Source organism: Bacillus sp. BML-BC051, assembly GCF_019656175.1.
Classification (GTDB): Bacteria; Bacillota; Bacilli; order Bacillales; family Bacillaceae_G; genus Bacillus_A; species Bacillus_A mobilis.
Window position 1 is genome coordinate 1 of the sequence record NZ_BPLI01000047.1, and the last position, 20,803, is coordinate 20,803.

The following is a 20,803-nucleotide window of genomic DNA, read 5'->3' on the forward strand; positions in this document are numbered from 1 at the left end:
CGATTGGTTCAACTAATAATAAGTGGGGGATGCCCCCCACTTATTAAAGTTTCACTTTATGTCAGTATGCAAAAAAAGATGGGTTTCCCCATCTTCTCATTTTAGCTTCCGTAAGCGCAAAGCTTCTTCTCTTGTCTCCATAAATTGATCCAACACTTTATTACCGATACGATTAAACGTAATGACATATAAAGCATCAATCATATTCAGTTGCGTCATTCTCGAAGCAATACTCGCAATACGATGATCTTGTTCTACATCTGGCATACAAAGACGAATATCCGCCTCTTTATATAACGGTGATGATTGATCGAGCTTTGTAATCGCAATAACTGTTGCACCTTGTCTCTTCGCATATTGCGCCATTTCAAGCACATCTTTCGTACGACCAGATGTTGAAATCGCCACAAATATATCGCCTTCTTTTAAATTCGTCACAAGCGGCAACATCATATGAAAATCGGATAGCATCATCGCTGTAAATCCGAGCCTTGTAAATTTATAAGCCCCGTCCATCGCTGGAGTAGCTGATCCGCCTACTCCGTAAAATATAATTTTATCCGCATTTACAATGCGATCTGCAGCTTTTTCAAGTTCTTTTTTATCTATCGCCGTAACGCTCGCCTCAATTGCAGCTTTATTCACATATGTAACTTTATTAAACAAGTCGTACGGGCCATCTTCCGTATTCATCACTGAAAAATCATTAATATTATAATCAGCAATCGTTAATTCACGAACGAGCGCGATTTTAAATGCTTTAAAGCTTCCGATTCCAATCGACTTACAAAAGCGAACAACACTCGCCTCACTTGCGCCTGCATTTGTTGAAACTTCTTTCGTCGTTAAGTTCGGAACAATCTCTGCATTCTCCATTATGTACATGGCAACCTTCTTTTCAGCTGGTGAAAATTGATCCATATTACTTTCAATTTTAAATAGCAATGTTGAAGCTTTCACTATTTACCCTCCACTTCTTACGGTTGCGTATATTCTCTACTATCATTTACACCATATAGATAAAAAGCATCATTACCAGGTGGATGGTGAACAATTACAGTTCGATCCCCTTTTTTATATGACGTTATTTCACCTTCAGATCGCTGTTTTTCCCATCCATGTATCCAAATTGCAAAGTCAGGTACAAAAGCAGTGTACTTATAGTCTTTCGGGTTTTCGTCTTCTACATAAGAAGAAAAAATAGAAACTGGAAAATCTTTCACTTTTGACTCTTTCCATGCAGTAAATGGTATACATAGTGCAATAAGTATGATTACACCGATAACCTTCCCCTTCGTAATCCTCACACTTTTTCTCTCCTCGACTTATCATATACGTAGATTTTACCATAATTACAACCTATTCAAGCTAATGACTATTGCTTTTTCCAATAAAAAAGAGCTTACCTACATGAGATAAGCTCTTCCTCTCTATACAAAATATTTTTTCAAAAGCGGCGGCGTAATAATCGTCGTTAATATAACAACAATAACAATCGCTGTGAAATTTTCTTTCGCTAATAAATTCGCTGTAAGTCCATTCGCTGCGATAATAAGCGCCACTTCTCCGCGAGAAACCATCCCTGCACCAATACTAATAGAAGATTGAAGATTGAATCCTGTTAATCTTGCTCCTAAACCTGACCCGATTAACTTTGTGAAAATCGCGATAAGCGTCATGATGATAATGAACCAAAGCTGGCTTCCAATACCTTGAAATGTAATTTCCATTCCGATACTTACGAAGAACACCGGTACAAATATCGCATAAGCAATTGGTTCAATTTTATGCTCTACTTCGTGCTTATACTCTGTTTGAGAAATGGCAATTCCAGCTGCAAATGCTCCAATAATACCTGCAATCCCCATCATTTCACTGTAATACGAAAATGAGAAACAAATAATAAGAGCCGCACTAATTAACGCTTCTGTTACGCGAAGTGGCACAAGCATTTTCATAATCCACGGAACAACTTTCCATGCAATAAAAACAATGCTGACAAAGAAAATAATTTTCTTTACGATAACAAGTGTTATATTCACATCTTGCGTTCCTAAAAAACTCATAACAAAAGCTAATAAAATAACGACGATGACATCATCAAATACAGCAGCACCTAAAATCGTTGTACTTTCTCTCGTATTCATTTTCCCTAAATCTCTTAGCGTTTGCACCGTAATACTAACTGACGTTGCGCAAAGTAATAACCCTAAAAAAATCGCATGAGATTGCATTAATCCAAACAGCAATCCTGTTACATAACCGCCGATAAAAGGAAAAATAATTCCACCGGCCGCTACTGCAAATGATGATTTCAAATTCCGATTTAACTCTTCTAAATCTGTTTCAAGCCCTGCCATAAACATAAGTAGTAAAACACCAATCTCACTCAGTTCATCGATCAATTCAGAGCTATTAATAATACCAAGTACAGCTGGACCGATAATAATACCGACAAGTAATTTACCAAGTACAGAAGGCTGACCGAGTCTTACGCTAATATCACCAGCTAATTTCGTACAAAGTAAAATGACGACAAGTTCAAAATAAAATAACATAGCATCTGCTCCTACTTTAACTTTAATGAGTGGGTTTTCTCTATCCAAAGTAGATTGGTAACCCTCGCCCATTCCTGCAAGTAGTTTCCCCTATTCATTCGCATTTTATTTGTCAAAATTTTATTTGACAAAATATTCTGAATTATATTAAGATTAATCCAGCAATTTTAAAGACTATAATACCATAACTGTACCTCCATTTACTTACATACTCTTTTCTAGTGGGCTCCTACTATATCCGCAGTTATGGAAATGAAAAAACGGGGGGAGAGTCCAAAGTGAAGTCATTATTACGAAAAAAACCGCTTAGTACTGAATCACCACGGCAGTTAGAGAGAACATTAACCGCACTCGATTTAACATTTTTAGGAATTGGCGCCGTAATTGGGACAGGGATCTTTGTATTAACAGGTATTGTCGCAGCGAAACATTCTGGTCCTGGTATTATGCTATCATTCCTTATTGCTGCATTTACTTGTGCTTGTGTAGCCTTTTGTTATGCCGAATTTGCTTCTTCGATTCCTGTCTCAGGAAGTGTGTATACTTACGCATACATGACAGTCGGAGAAGTCGTTGCTTTCATCGTCGGCTGGTGTTTAATGCTCGAATATTTACTTGCAGTCGCAGCAGTCGCTGTCGGTTGGTCTGGTTATTTACAATCTTTACTACAAGGGTTTAACATCCATCTGCCCGCCATAATCGCCTCGGCACCTGGCGTAGGAAAAGGTGGCATTATCGATTTACCGGCTGTTTGTATTTTACTACTCATTACAGGGCTTTTAAGTTTTGGTATACGCGAAAGCGCACGCATTAATAATATTATGGTTCTTATCAAGCTAGCTGTTATTATCGCCTTTATCGTAGCAGGCGCAAAATATGTAAAACCTGAAAATTGGACACCGTTCATTCCGTTCGGGTACGACGGTATTATTACTGGGGCTGCCACTGTATTCTTCGCCTTCTTAGGCTTTGATGCAATCGCAACCGCTGCAGAAGAAACGAAAAAACCACAGCGCGATTTACCAATTGGCATTATCGGTTCCCTTCTTATTTGTACTGTTTTATACATGATTGTATCTTTCGTTTTAACAGGTATGGTTCCATATACACAATTAGATGTTTCTGATCCAGTTGCATTTGCCTTACATTTCGTTGGTGAAGATACAATTGCAGGACTACTCGCTGTTGGAGCGATGACTGGAATGACAACCGTCCTCTTAGTCGTTATGTACGGACAAGTTCGCGTTTCTTATGCGATGAGCCGTGACGGACTACTTCCAAAAGCACTAGCACGTGTAAATAAAAGAGTAAAAGTCCCTTTATTAAACACATGGATCACTGGTGTTGTTGCCGCTTTATTAGCAGGACTTTTAGACTTACATTTACTGGCGAATTTAGTAAACATCGGTACGTTAACAGCATTCACATTCGTTTGCTGCGCGGTACTTATTTTACGAAAAACACACCCTGACTTAAAACGCGGATTCCGCGCACCTTTCGTACCTGTATTACCAGTTGTCGCGATTCTTTGCTGTTTATATTTAATGATTAATTTGTCTAAAACGACATGGATTAGCTTTATAGCTTGGCTTATAGTCGGCTTATGCTTCTATTTCTTCTACTCTAGAAAACATAGTCATTTAGCAACTGAAAAAACAAATGATGAAGAGAAAAAAGCATAACAAAATAGCTCGCCGATAAAACGGCGAGCTATCTTTCTGTATTATTATATTTTTTCGTTAACGATTGTAAAATGAAAAATATGCCGATGCAAGCTGTAAACGATGCCCAATTTCCTATTGGTGTTGAGTATTTAAAAATTCCAATACCTACAAGCACGATGAAAATGATCACCTGATATAGGAGCTTCCACTTTTGCATATGTTTCCTCCTTTACTTCGTTCCCTTCTTTTTCTTCTTCCATGCATTTAAACTATCAAAGAAGAAATTAATAAATAACGTGCCTAAACCCGCTAATAAAAACGTCATTAAAAATAAAATCCATATACTTTTCTCTTTTAAGAAATAATATCCTACAAGGAGCACAACCGCGATCCATACATATTCAAGAATTCTTTTTAGCTTTTTCTCTTCCAAATTATTCGCTCCTTCATTCTATACTATTTTTAGTATAACAAAAAAGAAGCCTATCATGATAAGCTTCTTTTCTTCTCTCTTATTTGTTTATGCTTTTTTCAACGAGTGAAATCGCGTATTCCATCGTACGATTCATCGTTTCTACTTGTGCATCTTTTACTTTCGCATCTTTTAACACAGATTCTGCCACTGTAATTTTTTGACTCAATGATTTCACTGAACCGTCCGTTACATTTGCAGCTTGCGCTTTTTTCACTACTGCTTTTGCAGATTCAATATTCATTTGTAATTTTTCTTTCAGTGTTTTCGGTTGTTCTACTACTTTAGATTGTATAAATGTTTGATTTGCAGTTTTTAATTCATTATACGCTTGAACAATTTGTTCTCCCGTACTCGCTACATTTTCAAACACTTGTTTTGTATTATTATAGCTTTTCTCTAATTCTTGAAATGCTTCCTTTGAATATTGACCTGGCTTATCACCAAACTCATACGTACCAGCTAACACTTCTTTTACTTTTCCAATCTCTTCATATAACGCATTTACTTCCTCTAACTTTGTACGGTTAGAAAACTCATTATACGCTGCTAATACTTCTGAAGAACTTAACGCTTTACTATATAATTTCGCAAGCGCAATTTGTCCATTTAACGGAATACCACCATTCCCATTGCTATCTGGATCTGCACCAAGAGCAAACGGTACGTTCGGGTGATATACTTTCCCTGTAGCTGGCTGGCTATTTACTTTTTTACCGTCTACGTAAATAGCTACTTCACTTCCATTATACGTTCCTGCTAAATGATACGTTTTATTGGCCGCTAATTGAACCCCAACACGCTTATAGCTACCGCCAATATGAGCCCATAATTCAACATATCCACTTCCTGTAGATTCAAAACCAATTCCGCCGCTCTCTGTATTTTGTAAAATACCTTGCCCGCGGAGTTCATTCATTGAAAATACAGTTTCTAACGTAAACGTATTTGCTACTTTCTCTTTTTGTGCTGCTGAAAACGGAAGATATCCAAATGTATTTGCTTTTCCGTTTAGCTTCATAACATTCTTTTTCAATGCTTTATCATATTCAATAGCCACATTGCCTTTAACATCACCTTTTGTACCAAATGATGAATTGTCTTTAAATGTACCATCTGCAAAGTTCACATCAAAAACATCTGCCTTTGGCACTTTTACATTCGGGTCAATATTATCTTTTTTCGTAGTAATTTCTGCTGTTAACGGCTGTACACTTTCATTGCCAAATGAATCAATCGCAACGACTTCAAGTGTATATGTTTTCCCACCATCTAATCCTGCCAGTGTAAATGTTAGTTCTTTCGGCACTGGGTCACGATAAAACTCTGAGAATGCTAACAATTTATTTTTTATTTCTCCAGTTTGCTTATCTCTAGCTTGTACACGATAAGAATGAACAAGAAGGTTGTCCAACGCTTGCATGAATGTTACTGTTGCTGCATTTTCTGTTACATTTGATACCGATAACTTCGCACCTTTTGCAAAGTAAGGCTTTTCTTTATCACGATCTTCTACATGTGTAAATGTCTCTTTCTTTGATGGCAACTGAATTTTCCACGGTTCGCCTGTCCAAGAATTTGTATGGAAATCACGGCGATTAATCGTTACTTCTTTATCATCTACTTCTACTAATAAACCTTGGCTTAATGTACTAGCTCCTGACGGGATATTTCCTTGTACTTTACCACCTTCAACCTCCATATAACTTACTGAAGATGTGCCAACTGATGTAAAGTCTTTTTGGTGAATCGATCTTGGATCATCTAGCGGATAGTGTGAATGGCCAGAAAACGTAATAACTTGTGGGTATTGTTTTAATACCTCATTAATTTTCGCACTATCTTTTGTTCCCCATTCTTGGCTACCGTATACTGTATCTTTAATATGCTGATGTAAAAATACGAAAATAGGTTTTTCCGGATCATCTTTTTGCGCCTTTGCCATCTCTTCTTTTAACCAATTAATTTGCTTGTCCGAATAATATCCATGAGTTGTTCCATCCTCTGGAGACATAACAAGGAAATGATAACCCTTTACCACATTATGATAATAAATTGATTTCATTCCTGTTTTTTCTAAGAAACGCTTCTGTGCTCCTTCTACAGATAAACCATTCCAATAATCATGATTACCAAGAGAGTTCATTCGTACCGCATCTTTATTTGCATTTTCATTATATACTTGCATGAAACGATCGTATTGTTGTACCGATCCTGAATCAGTAAAATCTCCCACAATTACGAACGCATCTTGTTTAGGTGCAAGCGTATTGAACTGTTCAATCGCTCTTTTCCAGCGAAACGTATCATCTGTTCCACTATTTTTAATATGTACATCACTTACAACTGGAAAAACTATCTTCTTCTCACTTGGTGCCTTTTCTTGCTTTTTCTCTTCCGCTTTGACTGACGTACTCCACGGAAATGATACGAATGCTAATACAAAAACCATTAATAATCCAATAAGACCTTTTACTTTTCGTAAATCTGTTCTGTCCACGTGAATCCTCCTCATAATAATTGATTCATTACAAGAGCTATTTTATCTAAAACATGTTAATGTCGTTTAAATAACAAATGAATTTTATTAGATTTTTGTAAATATACAGTTAATTAGAAATTAAGTCCAACATTCCTCGTACTATTGTATACAACCACCTTTTGTCTAAAAGAGTCTGATCATTCTTTTCCTATGACTATTCACATATAATCTTTTCTATAACACTAATGATAAGTTAAGGTTTAAGCCTATTAGACAATCTTAATTTTTAACATTTCCTTCTTTTTTTAACACATCGGCCATGCTTCTACATTTAATAATAGTAAAAGACAACTTAAAAGGAGGGGTTGTATTGAAGAACAAAAAAAATATTGGCTGTTTCGCTCCTTTATCTATCATTTGTCCAGACCCTTGTCCACCGCCCCCTCCTCCAAATCCAAGTTGTGAGCGAGTAACTAATGAATTTGCAGGGAATTTCCTCATAACGAATAACACCATCCCCTCTGTCAAAGATGCATCACAATCAATGATACTGTGGCAAAGTGATGGGATACTACTTATATCAGGTAATGTCTCAGTTTACAATAGTACTAGCAGCACAGAAGCAATTACAATTCAAATTGTTGGAGCAGTAACTAATGTTTTCACTGTGTTTCCTGGTAATACAATATCGTACACAGGAAAAGACTTAGAGTCAGTCAGGATTATCAATATACAAAGTAATCCTTCACTATATTTAGAAGGTAAGTACTGTTGCCAATTTACATGTTGCTTATAGAATACCAATTTCATTACTTCCTTAATAAAAAAAGCATACCATTTACGGTATGCTTTTTTATGAAATTGGATAACGTACAGTAATACAAAACTCTCCTTGATTAACAGTTGTTCCTGTCGTAGTAATTCGGACAGTCGTAAAATATCGTACAGTGAAAGTACCACTACTTTGTGGTTGTACAGTAATTGTATCAACTACTGTTGCACCTACTAAAAAGTCAACTGTAATCGGAGCAGCCCCTACATCATATTTCACGTAACCTGAACCATATACTTCTTGTGTAATATTATTCGTATATACAATTTGAGTACCAGCACCTGTAATAGACCAGTCTGTACATACTTGATCTTGCACAAGTGTTTTATTAGAACAACAAGACAAACCGGAACTTCTCATTCCCATTTTGATTCTCTCCTATTCTGCTATGAAAGTGAATAACGTGTTGTAATACAAAATTCTCCCTGATACGTTCCAGCAGGTGTTGCAGGTAACACAACTTGTATACTATCAAAGCGACGATACGTGAAAGCAATACTCGTTCCTGGGTTTAATGTTTGTGTATCAATTGTAGCCCCAGCAGAATCAAGCGCTTCTACAGTAATTGGACCTGGACCAACATCATATTTAACAAAACCAGTACCAACTACATTTTGGTTAATATTATTTGTATAAAGAACATTATCAATTGCTGTTGCAACTACAGTAGCAGACCACGGACTACACACTTTATCTTGTACATAATTTTTATCTGGACAACACGTTAATGCCGCCCCTGAGCATTCACAAGACATAGAAGTTTCCCCTCTCTCGTACTTATTCCTTATATGTGTATGTCCTTCAGAGTCTTTTGCCTGTACTATTCATCTATTTTCAAAAAATAAGACAACTCGTGTACTAATGACTAGATAGATTCCGTTCTATTTCTTTTTTTCATAAATTTATAGATTAAAATACCACCTACAACAATAACTACGACTAGTAATATCGGTAGCATATATTGTCCAACAATATCCGCCGCTTTTTCCCAATGCGGACCTAATTTCATTCCAAAATAGACATATAAAGTCGTTAACGGGAACATCGCTACAAATGTATATATACTAAATTTCCATATGTTCATTTTCGCCATACCACATGGAACAGAAATAAGCGTTCGAACTCCTGGTACAAAGCGTCCAACAAATGCTACAACTGGTCCATATTTCTCAAAGAAATCATCGGCTTTTTGAATTTGCTCTTCTTTAATAAAGAAGTATTTCCCGTACTTTATTAATAGAGGACGGCCACCGTAATAACCGAGTGCGTATAATGTTAACGGTCCTGTCGTTCCGCCAAGTGTCCCAGCTAATACAGCTAACCAAAAATTCATATCCCCCTCGTATACCCAATACCCAACCATGGGCAAAACTACTTCTGCTGGAATAAACTCAAACGTTAATGCTAATACAACTCCAAAATAAGAAAACTGCTTTAAAAACTCGATTATATCTAAAATAATTTGCTCCATATTTTTAACTCCTATCCGATATTTACATTATGCTTTTCTTGCAATTGCACTGGCGCCATCTTTACAATTCGGTTCAAAATGAATAACACAATTCCAATATCATCTAAAATACCGATAAACGGCAGGAAGTCTGGAATTAAATCGAGCGGCATTACAACATACCCAACTAAAAAAGCAATAGATAAAATTTTCTTCTTTATTGAAACCTCTTTTGAAGTAAAAAAGTCAAATAGGAATGGAACGAAACGACGGACATGAAATACAACTCTTAATCTACTAATAAGTTTTTTCATTTTTATTTCTCCTCTCTTTGTATACAAAAAGGACCCTACCAAATATGGTAAGGGTCCTCAAAAAGACAGAAAGGGGCCTTTACCATTGCTGGTAAAGGTCTCACTAACAACGAAACGTTGCCAATAAAGCCGAGGGTTTCTCCCTGTAATGACGACTTTATTGTAATAAGTTACTCCCCTTTATACACAATTTTATACACTCACATTAAAATATTTCAGAGGGCTTGTCAATATATTTTATCCCGCTTTAACGGGCAGTAAGAACACCACCCCCACTGATTAAAGTTTCACTTTATATCCCAATCCCTTCCGTAAAAAACAAAAAACGTATAGGAAATTTCTTACTATCTCATAATATACATAATCATTTTTGAACGAAAGGAGATGTTTCATTTGCATACCGTCTGGAAAGGTGCACTTTCACTTGGACTATTAAATATAGGAATTAAACTATACAGTGCCGTAGAAGAAAGCGATATAAAATTTTTAAGCCTCCATAAAGAATGTTTAACACCTATTAAATATAAAAAATTTGCTCCTGATTGTACGGATGAAGAAATTGATGATACAGATATTGTAAAAGCCTATGAATATGCACCTCATAAATACATTATTATGGATGAAAAAGAATTAGCTGCGTTGCAAAAAGCTCACGAACCACGATCTATTCGTATTATATCTTTTATCCAAAATAACGAAATCGATTCTGTTCTTTATGACCGTTCTTATTTCATAGGCCCTACCCCAGGACATGAAAAATCCTATTTATTATTAAAAGAAGCTCTTGAACGTACAAATAAACTTGGGCTTATTCATATTTCTATTAGAAAAAAACAACATTTAGCCATTATCCGTAACTTTGAAGATGGACTAATGTTACAAACCATCCACTACCCTAATGAAATTCGCGATATAGCAAATACACCTAACTTACCAAGTAACGAAAATTATCCTATACAAAAACAAGAACTCACCGCAGCAATTAATTTAATCCACCATCTTACAAATCCTTTTGAACAAGAAATGTATACAGATGAATATAAAGAGGCCCTTACCGAATTAATCGAGAATAAAATTGAACAACAGGAAAAAACTGAAACAATCTCTCCAGCTCCGAACATCATTAATATTATGGAGACATTACAGGCAAGTATTGAACAAGCAAAAATAAAAAGAGACAATAAAACAGAAAAAGAGGCCAAATAAAATTGGCCTCTTTTTTCTTTAAAGCGGATTACATTTCGGCATTTCAAGTCCAGACGATTGAGCTAGTTTTAATAAGTAGTAACATTCCTCTCTTGCCATATGATCTGCCATTCTAGCTGATAATACACTTAATACTTCATTCGATAACTCGAGCTCTTCCACTTCATGTAAAAAATGCGAAAATAATTTCAATTCAAGTGAAACATCTTTTGTAAATTTCTTTAATGCTGGAAAATGATGAAGCTCCGTTCGTAAATACCCAGTCATCTCAACTGCCTTTAAGTAAAATTGTTCAAAATGCTTCGTAAATTCTTCGCTTTTCTCTTTCAATCTTTTTTCAACAAGATCTAGCCCACCAGAAATAGAACCCGCATGACCAGCCGCATCCGTTAACCAAACGAGATGATAATGCAATTCATGAAAAACAGGCGGAACTTCCCCCTTCTTCAAAAACTCTAAAACCGTTATATACTCTTCCACTTCGTTTACCATATGATTAATAAAAGTTGGCGTAAAATGAATAGTAATCTTCCCCTCCAACTGCTTCTGTATAATATTTAATTTAAACATCCGAATTTCCTTAGCAGCTTGTTCAGCCTCTTTTGAGAATGCCATCAGATTTACATTCCGAACTTTATTTAACAAATTCGTAAATGTTTCAACAAAGTAAGTAGCTTTCTTTATATCCTCTTTTTCCTTCGGAGCTAATGCATCCAGTAAAAATTGTGCATGATCAGTAAGTACCTTTAGCCAAAATTGATGCTCAAACAACGCACTTTCTTCATAATTTCTCTCCACTAAATCCCCTCCGTCTATTCACCCTTCTCTACCACTTGAAGTTTATATCCATCCGGGTCTTGTACTACAATACTTTTCTCACTTTCTTTTTCTGTATATGCGATTTTATAAAATACTAACCTCTTCTTTACATTCTCTATGTTAGAAATTGAAAACGTTAGAACATCAACTGAGTCCGTAACACTCTTCTCACGCCCGCCCAAACTGCGATTCATCACAAAACTAATTCTCGTTGAATCGGTATCATACCAAACCCCTGTAATATCTAATTGCGGCCTTTCTGAACTAGGTGTTATCCCTAAAATCCCTTCATAAAAATACAGAGTTTCCTTTAAGTTCTTTACTTCCAATACAATGAATTGTTTCACAGTCTCCACATTCATTCCCCCCGTACCTATTACTTTTTTATATGTGTCATAAATGCTCATTATGTCTGAATACAATACGTAGTAATGAACATGTAAGGAGGTTTATTCGTGAATAAATATATGAGATCATTCGTGCCCTATCATAGCCCTCTTGATCCTTGTCCTCCTATCGGAAAAAAATATTATTCTACTCCTCCTAATTTATTTTTAGGCTTTCAACCGCCAAACTTACCACAATTCACACCAAAAGAAGCGTTACAAAAAGGGACTTTATGGCCTGTTTTTTATGACTATTATGAAAATCCTTATAAAAAAGGGCGGTGACTACTGACGTGAATCAATCGCTACCAGAAGAATACTATCAACTTTTACTGGAGCTTCAAGAACTGGACTTTGTACTAGTTGAACTCACTCTTTATTTAGATACACATCCAGATGACACCGCTGCAATTAATCAATTTAATGACTTTTCCTATAAACGAAGAGTATTAAAACAAAAGATGGAAGAAAAATACGGACCACTCCAACAGTTTGGAAACAGTTATTCGAATGCCCCTTGGGAATGGAGCAAAGGTCCTTGGCCATGGCAAATATAAAGGAGAGAAACTATGTGGATTTATGAAAAGAAATTACAATACCCCGTTAAAGTGGGAACTTGCAATCCAGCACTTGCAAAATTATTAATTGAGCAATATGGCGGTGCAGATGGAGAATTAGCTGCTGCACTCCGTTACTTAAATCAACGTTATACAATTCCTGATAAAGTCATTGGTCTCCTTACTGATATTGGTACAGAAGAATTTGCACATCTTGAAATGATTGCTACGATGGTTTATAAGCTGACGAAAGATGCGACTCCTGAACAAATGAAAGCTGCTGGTCTTGACCCTCATTACGCTGATCATGATAGTGCACTTCACTACCATAACGCTGCTGGTGTTCCATTTACTGCAACCTATATACAAGCTAAAGGTGATCCAATTGCCGATCTATATGAGGATATTGCGGCTGAAGAAAAAGCACGCGCAACATATCAATGGCTTATTAACTTATCAGATGATCCAGATATAAATGACAGCCTACGCTTCTTACGTGAACGAGAAATTGTCCATTCACAACGTTTCCGAGAAGCGGTAGAAATTTTAAAAGAAGAACGTGATAAAAAAATATTTTTTTAAAACACGTATCCTAGCGGTATGTGTTTTTTTACGTTTAAAGTTAAATCCTTCCTATTAAACATATAAATAGTATATTTATTCGATTTAATGCATTATTTTTTAATTTTTTCAAAATTCCCTATTGCTTTCTAGTCATCAGACCTTTAAAATAGTAACAGTTACTCGACAAATTGTTTGAATTTTCGACAAAAATACTCATTAGGAGGATTTTCTTTATATGCGTACAACTTTAAAACCAGCGCAAATACTTTCGATTAGTTTATTACTATTCGCAGTTTTCTTCGGTGCTGGTAATATGATTTTCCCGCCCCTTCTCGGTCTTTCTTCCGGAGAAAATATGTGGGTCTCCATTACAGGATTTATTATTACAGACGTCGGTTTATCTTTACTAGCTATCGTCGCTGTTGCCCTTGCCGGTGGTAGTTTTAACACTTTAGCAAGCCGTGTTCATCCAAAATTTGCAGCAATATTCGCTATCATTATTTATCTTTCAATCGGCCCACTATTTGTTATTCCACGAACTGGATCTGTATCTTACGAAATTGGGATTGCACCACTTTTCCCGGACCAATGGTACTCTATGTTAATCTTTAGTGCGATTTTCTTTACAGTCGTCTACTTCTTATCATTAAATCCATCAAAATTAGTAGATCATATCGGAAAAATATTAACGCCAATTTTACTTGGAATTATTGCAATTATGGCAACAAAAGCGATTCTTTCACCAGGAACGTTTGCAGAACCTATTGGTGACTATAAAGAAATTCCATTTTTCAAAGGATTTCTTGAAGGATTTTTAACGTTAGATGCAATTGGAGCACTTGTATTATCAACAATTGTTGTAAATGCAATTCGCCAAAATGGTATACAAGAGAAGAAATCGATTGCAAAATATACAATTATTTGCGGGAGCATTGCAGCCCTATTCTTAACAATTGTTTATTTCTTACTCGGTTATATCGGCGCTTCAAACGGCAATCTAGGACAATTCGAAAACGGTGGTCAACTATTAGCTACTGTTATGTATCAATTCTTTGGGACAAGCGGTAATGTTTTATTAAGTATCGCCATTATCTTCGCTTGTTTAACGACAGCAATTGGTGTTGTAAGTGCATTCGCCAACTATTTCGCAACAGTACTAACAAATGTTTCATATAAGAAACTCGTACTATACGTTTGTATCTTTAGCTTCGTGATTTCAAACTTAGGTTTAAGTTTATTAATTAAAATTACATTACCTGTATTAATCATTTTGTATCCAATTACAATCATTTTAATTTTCGTATCATTTATTGATAAATATACGAAACGTAAACCTTCTGTCTACATCGGAGCAATGATCGCAGCATTCATTATTAGCTGTATTCATGCACTTGATAATGTGGAATTGATACCAGGTTTTATCACTAATATCGTACACACTATTCCGTTTTATAACTTAGGAATCGGCTGGATTATTCCAGCAATCATCGGTGGTATAATCGGATACTATATTCCGCAAACAGAAGCTGAAGGTGAAGTTTCTACAAAATAAAGAAAAGAAGCAAGCATGAAATACATGCTTGCTTCTTTTCACATCGTATGTTTAAAAGTAAATAACTCTTCTTTTGACTGCACAGCAGATTGATCCTCTTCTACATCCGTCTTCTTTATCTCTCCTCCTAACCTTACTTTCATCATCGCCTCTTCTATACTTTTTACAATCATATTTCCTGAAAAAATAGTAAGTCCAAAAAATGTAATCGGAACAAGCGGAATCCACGGATTCACTGTTAATGACCTAAAGTATACTCCAATTAAACCTGACCATTCATGCGTATAAGATTCCACCTCTTTTATTTGTCCACCAAACATTACAGTCCCACCAAAGAACACTTCAAGTAATCCTAAGTGCAGTAAAATAGTAAGAGTCTGCGTAAACTGCTGAAGAAATACGAGTATAAACGTCATATAGAGGTGCGGAAAAAGATGTTTTATAACAATATGTCTTCTCGATCCACCTAATATGCGTGCGGCATCAACAAATTCTTCCGTTCGCAATTTACGAACTTCCTTCGCAACATACAGTGCAATAACTGGCATTACAAGCAGTACAAGTAATACCACTTGAAACGAAGCCCTTTCAAAAAAGGTTGTTGTCTCCTCTCCGCTTCCAAATGCATTTGCAGATTGAAGAAAAAAATACGCAATCATAACTGTCGGAATAACTGTAAAACTATCAAAGAAAGCCTCAATTTTTGAAAATCCTCTTTTTATATACGTTCCGAGTACGACACCGAAAAACACACCTATTACCATTCTAAGTGCCGCAATTAAAATAGATATACCAATCGTCCACTTCGCGCCCTCAATGACTAAATGTAACAGGTCATACCCTTTCCGGTCTGTCCCGAGTAAAAATTGTAATGAAGGTGGAAACGGTGGCACTTGTGGATTTTCATCCGCATCATATTGCAATGTAACTTGTCTAATATGTCCATCATTCCATAACGTATTTCCGATGCTCAAAAGAACTAATAGGAGAAGAAACCCAATGCTTATCCAAAATCTTTTATCGCGTTTTATATACGTCCACATATTATAATCTCTCCTTCATCGCAGCCGGAATGAGATAATGAAACAATTTAAATAAAATAAAAATCGGAATATATATAAGAAGCACACTAACGATGAAAACCTCAACTCTAATACCGAAATACGATTTCAAAAACATAAAAATACCACCCGTATTAAAAATCCATTCTATAATATATAAATTAGATAACATAAAAAAGATATTCGTTTTCGCAAAGAATAATGTACTAAGCAACACATTTCGTAAAATATGACGATTTAAAATATGAAAGCGCCCCAGCCCTTTCGCCTTAGCAAATAGTACATAATCTTTTTCTAGTTCATTTTCAAAACGAAGCACGACCATTTTTACAAACATAATCGTAGTCGGGATGCTCAAACACAATATTGGCAACCCCCTAATCGACTCGCCTCCAATTGAAGCAATTTGAAAAGGTAAAAAACCTGTTTGTTTAAAAAACCATACAACTAAAATTTGTGATACTAAAATAAGAAGGATATCTGGAATGGATTCTAGGAAGATAAGAAATGATTTAATTCGATGTTGTATACGTGGTGAACTACTCATAATTACATAAACAATACAAAATGCTACAAATAATGAAATGAAAAAAGCAGCTAAAAATATAATAATTGTTTCTTTATAATGGACAAACAACTGTGGAAATAAAAATTTATCTCCCACATATTTAAAATTGGAGATGTCCATTAAATTCACAAACACTTCTTGTAAACTCTTTATGTACTGTGATGCATGCAGCTCAAATCCATAAAATAGTTTCGGCAATGTGCCTAAACAAATAATACCCAAAATCGAAATAAGAAATTGAAACGTCACTTCCATCCCATTCAAAAATACTTTTTTGACCATTTTCGCCCTTCTCTCTCTATAATTTACCCCTTAATTTTATTCTTAATTTTCTGAATTGTAAATATTTAATACATGAAAAATCGCTAGGTTATGACCCTAACGATTCTTTGTGTAACTGTTTTTCTCTTTTCGCAAATGGCATATATAAAATAAAACATCCAATAAGCGCAGCTATTTCTAATGAAATAATATAGTAAGGATGCGGTCCTAACATATCAAGTAAGGAAGCTGTTTCTGGCTTATGAGCTAAAAACATATAATTACCACCTGTTTTGTAATTTACAAACGAAACAATCGGAATCAATATGTTTAAAAAGATCATCGTACGTTTAATAGATTGTAATGTAGGACGATACCCTTCTACCCAAGTCATAAAGAGCGGTGCCCAAATGAGCAATATATGCGCGATAAAATATTCCATAAATCGAAAATGCGGAAAAGCATACTGCAAGTTCGGTGTTAAAATGGCTTGTGATGCACCAATAATTCCTGTGAAAAATACAATCTCATATATGCGATAACTTTTCGTTATAATCATAATCGACGCTAATAATAAACTAATCGTACATAACTCAAACGGTAATGAAGTGGCTAGCTCAAAAATCCCTGCTTTCCACTCCCACATATGCAGTCCAATTTCACTCCCTATAAATAAAAATGCAATCGCATATCGAACCGTTATATTCCACTCATTTTGACGTAATACATCTTGGTATTGATATAAAAAAACGATTCCCACCAACATAATAAATAATATAATGGCATGTTGCCTTGAGTAGGGAATAAATGGTTTTAATGGATGCGCACTAAAATAAGCTTCCATCTTGCCTCCTCCTCTCCTTCATACAATATTATTGTAAGAAAGAAACAACGAGTCAATTCATTTGCTCACACTTGGACAAACTCTACCTTACATTTACATATTCATACCTTACAAAACTGTAAGGTTATTGTAAGCTAAAACGATTTGTCAGATTCTTCACCTCTTTTATACTGAATGTAGATACTAAAACGAACGAAAAGGTGATAAATAGATGAAGAAGAAAAATAAAGTGTTAATTACTAGTGTAGTAGCAATCGGTATTGCAGCTGGATCATATTTTGCATTTGCTGGTGGCGGTGGTTCAGAAGTAGCAATGGCATATAGCGGATATAAAGTAACAGAAAAACAAATTGAAAACGCGCAAAAATTTGGCGGTGAAGTCATTCCAAACGGCATCGAAACAATTTCATTTGATCCAACAAAAGGTACGTATGAATTAGCTATAAAAAAAGGTGATGAAGTAAAAAAAGGGCAACTCCTTTTTAAATATAATGACCCTACTGCGAAACAAGGTGTAACAGAAGCAGAAATGCAAAAGAAAATCGCACAAAAAGAAGTAACATTGTTCCAAAAACAAATTGATGCAGCGAAACAAAAATTACAAAAAGAGAAAAATGCGGGCCTTCCTGCTGAAGCATTAAAAGCATCAGAAATCGAAGTACAACAATTAGAATCACAACTTGAAATGAAAAAGTTTGAAGTTGAAAAATCTGATGAAATGATTAAAGCAGCAAAAGAGAAAGTAAACACACTTTCTGTAACGAGCCCTACTGATGGCGTAATTGATGATATCGTAAAAACTGCTGATGAAAAAACAGGTATGAGCGGCATTACACTTCGTCATGCTGGTCCATTTAAAGTAAAAGGTCAACTTTCTGAATATGAGCTTGCTAGTATGAAAGTTGGGCAAGAAGTAACTGTTTCCTCAAAAACGGTCGCTGGTAAGACTTGGACAGGAAAAGTAACAGAAATCGGTTCTACACCATTAAAGAGCATGGACGAAAACAAAACTGTTTCTAACTATCAATTTACTGTTACATTAGACAACAGTGAAGAATTACAAAACGGCTTCCACGTTTACGTAACAAGTAAATCTGGCGAAGCAACTGGTACAATTGTTCCGAAAAGCAGCATCGTAAAAAAAGGTGACAAAAATGTTGTCTTCGTTGTAAAAGACGGTAAAGCGAAAGAACAAGCAGTTACTGTTGAATTCGAGACTGATAGCGAAGCAAAAGTTGCTGGAGTGAAAAAAGGAGAACAAATTATCTCTAAACCTGAAAAAGACTTAAAAGATGGTATGGAGGTTGTCGTTGAATGATTAACTTAAAAGGCATCACGAAATCCTTCCAAAATGGTGCAGAATCCGTTCAAATATTACACGGAATTGACGTAACACTGAACCAAGGAGAATTCACTTCTATTATGGGACCATCTGGTTCTGGTAAATCAACATTAATGAACATTATCGGTTGTTTAGATAAACCAACGACAGGTACGTACGAACTAGCTGGGCAAAACATTTCAAACATGTCTGAAACAGAACTTGCACGCGTTCGTAATAAGGAGATCGGATTCGTATTCCAAAACTTCATGTTATTACCGAGACTTACAGCACTTCAAAATGTAGAGCTACCTCTTATTTACGCTGGAGTTGATAAAAAAGAAAGACGTGAGCGCTCATTAGCCGCTTTAACAAAAGTAGGTTTAGCTGATCGCGCTACTCACTTACCGAACGAATTATCAGGTGGACAAAAACAACGTGTCGCAGTTGCACGTGCAATTGTAAATAATCCAAAGTTCATTTTAGCCGATGAACCTACGGGGGCACTTGATACGAAAACAAGTACACAAATTATGGACCTCTTTTACGAATTAAACAAACAAGGCTCAACAATCATTATGATTACCCACGATCGTGAAATTGGGGAAGCTGCAGCACGTCAAATTGTAATTCGTGACGGAAATATCGTCCAAGATTGGAGAGGTTAATTTTGAACACGAGTGAAAATATACGCATGGCCCTTTCCTCTATCTTTGCCCATAAAATGCGTTCTATCTTAACGATGCTAGGAATTATTATCGGTATTAGTGCCATTATTACTATCATTTCAATGGGTGATGGTACAAACGCAAAGTTTAAAAAAGAATTAGGCCAAGGAAAAGATAATGAAATAACGATTTACTACGACAACTCTGACTATGGAACAGATATTGCCAAAATTACAGCTGATATGCTAAAACGTCTTCAAACTGTTCCAGGCGTTAAGGATGTGTATCCAGATGTACGTATGAAAGTAAAAGCAGCTTCTGGTTCAAAAGATGTCTCTCTTGATTTAATAGGTGGAACAGGCGACTTCATGACAGATTCGAAAATAAAATTAGTTCACGGTCGCGAATTAAACGACAGCGAATTAAAACAAGCAATCCCTGCTGTTATATTAAATGAAGAAGCTTTCAATAAATTATTTAATGGTTGGGAATCAAACTTATACACTGATATAAAAGGAAAGCCGTATAAGGTAGTCGGTGTTTACGAAACGAAAAATGAATTCGGAATGCCTATGCCTGAAGGGTATACGTCACTTGAAAATGTCCCTGTCATTTCAGGAGTAACTGAGTATGACTCTGTAAAATTAACAATGACCTCACCAACAGAACGTAAAAGTGTAGAAAAACAAGCCGTTTCCGTTTTAAACGAAATGAAAGCTCCTAAATTTGAAAATAAATTCAAAGCACAAGACTTAGGTGAATTTACGAAGCAATTAGATGAATCAATCGGTATGATGAAAATGGTATTCGGTGGTATTGCTGCTATCTCATTACTTGTTGGTGGTATCGGCGTAATGAACATTATGCTTGTATCTGTAACAGAACGTACACGTGAGATTGGTATTCGTAAAGCACTTGGTGCAACACGCGGTAAAGTATTAACACAATTCTTAATTGAATCTTGTATTTTAACAGGACTCGGTGGATTCATCGGATTCATGCTCGGTATCTTCTTCGCTTGGATCGTTTCCATCTTTGCCGGATGGCCACTCGTTGTCTCAAAAGAACTTGGACTTCTTGCAGTAGGTATCTCCATGTTAATCGGTATTATATTCGGTCTACTACCAGCTAACAAAGCTGCAAAACTGGATCCAATTGAATGTTTACGATATGAATAAACAAAAACGTAGGAATTTACACTCCTACGTTTTTTTATTTATCTAT

Annotated in this window: 26 protein-coding genes; 10 read left to right on the top strand and 16 right to left on the bottom strand. The window is 35.7% G+C overall.

Annotated elements, in window-relative coordinates:
- Positions 1–96 precede the first annotated feature (96 nt).
- From K5S59_RS19010 to K5S59_RS19020, 3 genes are all read right to left on the bottom strand, one after another.
- Positions 97–960, bottom strand: coding sequence for a MurR/RpiR family transcriptional regulator (locus tag K5S59_RS19010; protein WP_000648163.1), 864 nt, complete (start codon positions 958–960; stop codon positions 97–99).
- A gap of 17 nt (positions 961–977) precedes the next feature.
- Positions 978–1,307 carry a hypothetical protein gene (locus tag K5S59_RS19015; RefSeq protein ID WP_001223247.1) on the bottom strand — a complete coding sequence of 110 codons (330 nt, stop codon included), beginning with the start codon at positions 1,305–1,307 and terminating at the stop codon, positions 978–980.
- A 123-nt stretch (positions 1,308–1,430) separates the two neighbouring features.
- On the bottom strand, positions 1,431–2,558 hold the full coding sequence (locus tag K5S59_RS19020; RefSeq protein WP_033656291.1) for a cation:proton antiporter: 1,128 nt from the start codon (positions 2,556–2,558) through the stop codon (positions 1,431–1,433).
- A gap of 278 nt (positions 2,559–2,836) precedes the next feature.
- Here K5S59_RS19020 and bcaP point away from each other — a divergent pair, with 278 nt between their 5' ends.
- Positions 2,837–4,240, top strand: a complete 1,404-nt coding sequence (gene bcaP, locus K5S59_RS19025) for a branched-chain amino acid transporter BcaP (RefSeq protein ID WP_000838744.1) — start codon at positions 2,837–2,839, stop codon at positions 4,238–4,240.
- Between the two features lie 28 nt (positions 4,241–4,268).
- Here bcaP and K5S59_RS19030 read toward each other — a convergent pair whose 3' ends face one another.
- The 4 genes from K5S59_RS19030 to K5S59_RS30475 all read right to left on the bottom strand — a co-directional run bounded on the left by K5S59_RS19030 (position 4,269) and on the right by K5S59_RS30475 (position 7,704).
- Positions 4,269–4,439 (bottom strand): hypothetical protein, encoded by a 171-nt coding sequence (locus K5S59_RS19030; protein ID WP_001174858.1) that lies wholly within the window; start codon positions 4,437–4,439, stop codon positions 4,269–4,271.
- A 12-nt stretch (positions 4,440–4,451) separates the two neighbouring features.
- The gene (locus K5S59_RS19035) at positions 4,452–4,655 is read right to left on the bottom strand and encodes a hypothetical protein (protein ID WP_000391503.1); all 204 of its coding nucleotides are present in this window, start codon (positions 4,653–4,655) and stop codon (positions 4,452–4,454) included.
- 79 nt (positions 4,656–4,734) lie between these two features.
- Positions 4,735–7,194 (bottom strand): LamG-like jellyroll fold domain-containing protein, encoded by a 2,460-nt coding sequence (locus K5S59_RS19040; RefSeq protein WP_120449527.1) that lies wholly within the window; start codon positions 7,192–7,194, stop codon positions 4,735–4,737.
- A 261-nt stretch (positions 7,195–7,455) separates the two neighbouring features.
- On the bottom strand, positions 7,456–7,704 hold the full coding sequence (locus tag K5S59_RS30475; protein ID WP_308443125.1) for a hypothetical protein: 249 nt from the start codon (positions 7,702–7,704) through the stop codon (positions 7,456–7,458).
- Between K5S59_RS30475 and K5S59_RS19045 the strand changes: the two genes are divergently transcribed.
- A complete protein-coding gene (locus tag K5S59_RS19045) occupies positions 7,592–7,972 on the top strand; it encodes an S-Ena type endospore appendage (RefSeq protein WP_308444009.1) in 381 nt (126 codons plus the stop codon). The genes K5S59_RS30475 and K5S59_RS19045 overlap by 113 nt on opposite strands.
- 57 nt (positions 7,973–8,029) lie before the next feature.
- On the opposite strand, the gene K5S59_RS19050 is transcribed toward K5S59_RS19045, so the two are convergent.
- From K5S59_RS19050 to K5S59_RS19065, 4 genes are all read right to left on the bottom strand, one after another.
- On the bottom strand, positions 8,030–8,374 hold the full coding sequence (locus K5S59_RS19050; protein ID WP_000525802.1) for a DUF3992 domain-containing protein: 345 nt from the start codon (positions 8,372–8,374) through the stop codon (positions 8,030–8,032).
- Between the two features lie 20 nt (positions 8,375–8,394).
- On the bottom strand, positions 8,395–8,763 hold the full coding sequence (locus tag K5S59_RS19055; RefSeq protein WP_001277528.1) for a DUF3992 domain-containing protein: 369 nt from the start codon (positions 8,761–8,763) through the stop codon (positions 8,395–8,397).
- A gap of 110 nt (positions 8,764–8,873) precedes the next feature.
- Positions 8,874–9,479 carry a DedA family protein gene (locus tag K5S59_RS19060; protein WP_098872160.1) on the bottom strand — a complete coding sequence of 202 codons (606 nt, stop codon included), beginning with the start codon at positions 9,477–9,479 and terminating at the stop codon, positions 8,874–8,876.
- 11 nt (positions 9,480–9,490) lie between these two features.
- Positions 9,491–9,772 (bottom strand): YkvA family protein, encoded by a 282-nt coding sequence (locus K5S59_RS19065; protein WP_000733847.1) that lies wholly within the window; start codon positions 9,770–9,772, stop codon positions 9,491–9,493.
- 393 nt (positions 9,773–10,165) lie between these two features.
- On the opposite strand from K5S59_RS19065, the gene ku reads away from it, so the two are divergent.
- A complete protein-coding gene (ku, locus tag K5S59_RS19070) occupies positions 10,166–10,978 on the top strand; it encodes a non-homologous end joining protein Ku (protein ID WP_000557762.1) in 813 nt (270 codons plus the stop codon).
- Positions 10,979–10,996: 18 nt separating this feature from the next.
- Here the strand turns inward: ku and K5S59_RS19075 are convergent, their stop codons facing one another.
- Both K5S59_RS19075 and K5S59_RS19080 read right to left on the bottom strand, forming a co-directional pair.
- Positions 10,997–11,776 (bottom strand): DUF2935 domain-containing protein, encoded by a 780-nt coding sequence (locus K5S59_RS19075; RefSeq protein WP_000440976.1) that lies wholly within the window; start codon positions 11,774–11,776, stop codon positions 10,997–10,999.
- A gap of 14 nt (positions 11,777–11,790) precedes the next feature.
- Positions 11,791–12,204 carry a VOC family protein gene (locus K5S59_RS19080; protein WP_098258427.1) on the bottom strand — a complete coding sequence of 138 codons (414 nt, stop codon included), beginning with the start codon at positions 12,202–12,204 and terminating at the stop codon, positions 11,791–11,793.
- A gap of 48 nt (positions 12,205–12,252) precedes the next feature.
- Here K5S59_RS19080 and K5S59_RS19085 point away from each other — a divergent pair, with 48 nt between their 5' ends.
- From K5S59_RS19085 to brnQ2, 4 genes are all read left to right on the top strand, one after another.
- Positions 12,253–12,468, top strand: coding sequence for a spore coat associated protein CotJA (locus tag K5S59_RS19085; RefSeq protein ID WP_001046257.1), 216 nt, complete (start codon positions 12,253–12,255; stop codon positions 12,466–12,468).
- 8 nt (positions 12,469–12,476) lie between these two features.
- Complete coding sequence (locus K5S59_RS19090) at positions 12,477–12,740, top strand: spore coat protein CotJB (protein ID WP_001076510.1); 264 nt, start codon at positions 12,477–12,479, stop codon at positions 12,738–12,740.
- Between the two features lie 12 nt (positions 12,741–12,752).
- Entirely contained in the window at positions 12,753–13,322 is a 570-nt protein-coding gene (gene cotJC / locus K5S59_RS19095; protein WP_000265273.1) for a spore coat protein CotJC, read from the top strand.
- A 217-nt stretch (positions 13,323–13,539) separates the two neighbouring features.
- Positions 13,540–14,856: a branched-chain amino acid transport system II carrier protein BrnQ2 gene (gene brnQ2, locus K5S59_RS19100; RefSeq protein ID WP_098872161.1), complete on the top strand. Its 1,317-nt coding sequence runs from the start codon at positions 13,540–13,542 to the stop codon at positions 14,854–14,856.
- A 38-nt stretch (positions 14,857–14,894) separates the two neighbouring features.
- On the opposite strand, the gene K5S59_RS19105 is transcribed toward brnQ2, so the two are convergent.
- The 3 genes from K5S59_RS19105 to K5S59_RS19115 form a co-directional block, all read right to left on the bottom strand.
- On the bottom strand, positions 14,895–15,899 hold the full coding sequence (locus K5S59_RS19105) for an ABC transporter permease (RefSeq protein ID WP_098872162.1): 1,005 nt from the start codon (positions 15,897–15,899) through the stop codon (positions 14,895–14,897).
- Position 15,900: 1 nt separating this feature from the next.
- Complete coding sequence (locus tag K5S59_RS19110; protein ID WP_000239662.1) at positions 15,901–16,767, bottom strand: ABC transporter permease subunit; 867 nt, start codon at positions 16,765–16,767, stop codon at positions 15,901–15,903.
- Positions 16,768–16,855: 88 nt separating this feature from the next.
- Positions 16,856–17,590, bottom strand: a complete 735-nt coding sequence (locus K5S59_RS19115; RefSeq protein WP_000388687.1) for a YwaF family protein — start codon at positions 17,588–17,590, stop codon at positions 16,856–16,858.
- 211 nt (positions 17,591–17,801) lie between these two features.
- Between K5S59_RS19115 and K5S59_RS19120 the strand changes: the two genes are divergently transcribed.
- The 3 genes from K5S59_RS19120 to K5S59_RS19130 are packed head-to-tail and all read left to right on the top strand — an operon-like array spanning position 17,802 to position 20,757.
- Positions 17,802–18,908: an efflux RND transporter periplasmic adaptor subunit gene (locus K5S59_RS19120; RefSeq protein WP_098872163.1), complete on the top strand. Its 1,107-nt coding sequence runs from the start codon at positions 17,802–17,804 to the stop codon at positions 18,906–18,908.
- Complete coding sequence (locus K5S59_RS19125) at positions 18,905–19,579, top strand: ABC transporter ATP-binding protein (protein WP_000609103.1); 675 nt, start codon at positions 18,905–18,907, stop codon at positions 19,577–19,579. Before K5S59_RS19120 ends, K5S59_RS19125 begins: the two co-directional genes overlap by 4 nt.
- A 26-nt stretch (positions 19,580–19,605) precedes the next feature.
- The gene (locus K5S59_RS19130; RefSeq protein ID WP_407707397.1) at positions 19,606–20,757 is read left to right on the top strand and encodes an ABC transporter permease; all 1,152 of its coding nucleotides are present in this window, start codon (positions 19,606–19,608) and stop codon (positions 20,755–20,757) included.
- The last annotated feature ends 46 nt before the right edge of the window (positions 20,758–20,803 follow it).

What these genes read in the sequence shown, in the direction of transcription:
- K5S59_RS19130 (WP_407707397.1), top strand. Translation starts at nt 19,606, where the DNA reads ATGGCCCTTTCCTCTATCTTTGCCCATAAAATGCGTTCTATCTTAACG.
- K5S59_RS19020 (WP_033656291.1), bottom strand. Translation starts at nt 2,558, where the DNA reads ATGTTATTTTATTTTGAACTTGTCGTCATTTTACTTTGTACGAAATTA.
- cotJC (WP_000265273.1), top strand. Translation starts at nt 12,753, where the DNA reads ATGTGGATTTATGAAAAGAAATTACAATACCCCGTTAAAGTGGGAACT.
- K5S59_RS19125 (WP_000609103.1), top strand. Translation starts at nt 18,905, where the DNA reads ATGATTAACTTAAAAGGCATCACGAAATCCTTCCAAAATGGTGCAGAA.
- K5S59_RS19105 (WP_098872162.1), bottom strand. Translation starts at nt 15,899, where the DNA reads ATGTGGACGTATATAAAACGCGATAAAAGATTTTGGATAAGCATTGGG.
- K5S59_RS19065 (WP_000733847.1), bottom strand. Translation starts at nt 9,772, where the DNA reads ATGAAAAAACTTATTAGTAGATTAAGAGTTGTATTTCATGTCCGTCGT.
- K5S59_RS19030 (WP_001174858.1), bottom strand. Translation starts at nt 4,439, where the DNA reads ATGCAAAAGTGGAAGCTCCTATATCAGGTGATCATTTTCATCGTGCTT.
- K5S59_RS19050 (WP_000525802.1), bottom strand. Translation starts at nt 8,374, where the DNA reads ATGGGAATGAGAAGTTCCGGTTTGTCTTGTTGTTCTAATAAAACACTT.
- K5S59_RS19060 (WP_098872160.1), bottom strand. Translation starts at nt 9,479, where the DNA reads ATGGAGCAAATTATTTTAGATATAATCGAGTTTTTAAAGCAGTTTTCT.
- K5S59_RS19115 (WP_000388687.1), bottom strand. Translation starts at nt 17,590, where the DNA reads ATGGAAGCTTATTTTAGTGCGCATCCATTAAAACCATTTATTCCCTAC.
- brnQ2 (WP_098872161.1), top strand. Translation starts at nt 13,540, where the DNA reads ATGCGTACAACTTTAAAACCAGCGCAAATACTTTCGATTAGTTTATTA.
- K5S59_RS19055 (WP_001277528.1), bottom strand. Translation starts at nt 8,763, where the DNA reads ATGTCTTGTGAATGCTCAGGGGCGGCATTAACGTGTTGTCCAGATAAA.
- K5S59_RS19120 (WP_098872163.1), top strand. Translation starts at nt 17,802, where the DNA reads ATGAAGAAGAAAAATAAAGTGTTAATTACTAGTGTAGTAGCAATCGGT.
- K5S59_RS19080 (WP_098258427.1), bottom strand. Translation starts at nt 12,204, where the DNA reads ATGAGCATTTATGACACATATAAAAAAGTAATAGGTACGGGGGGAATG.
- K5S59_RS19110 (WP_000239662.1), bottom strand. Translation starts at nt 16,767, where the DNA reads ATGGTCAAAAAAGTATTTTTGAATGGGATGGAAGTGACGTTTCAATTT.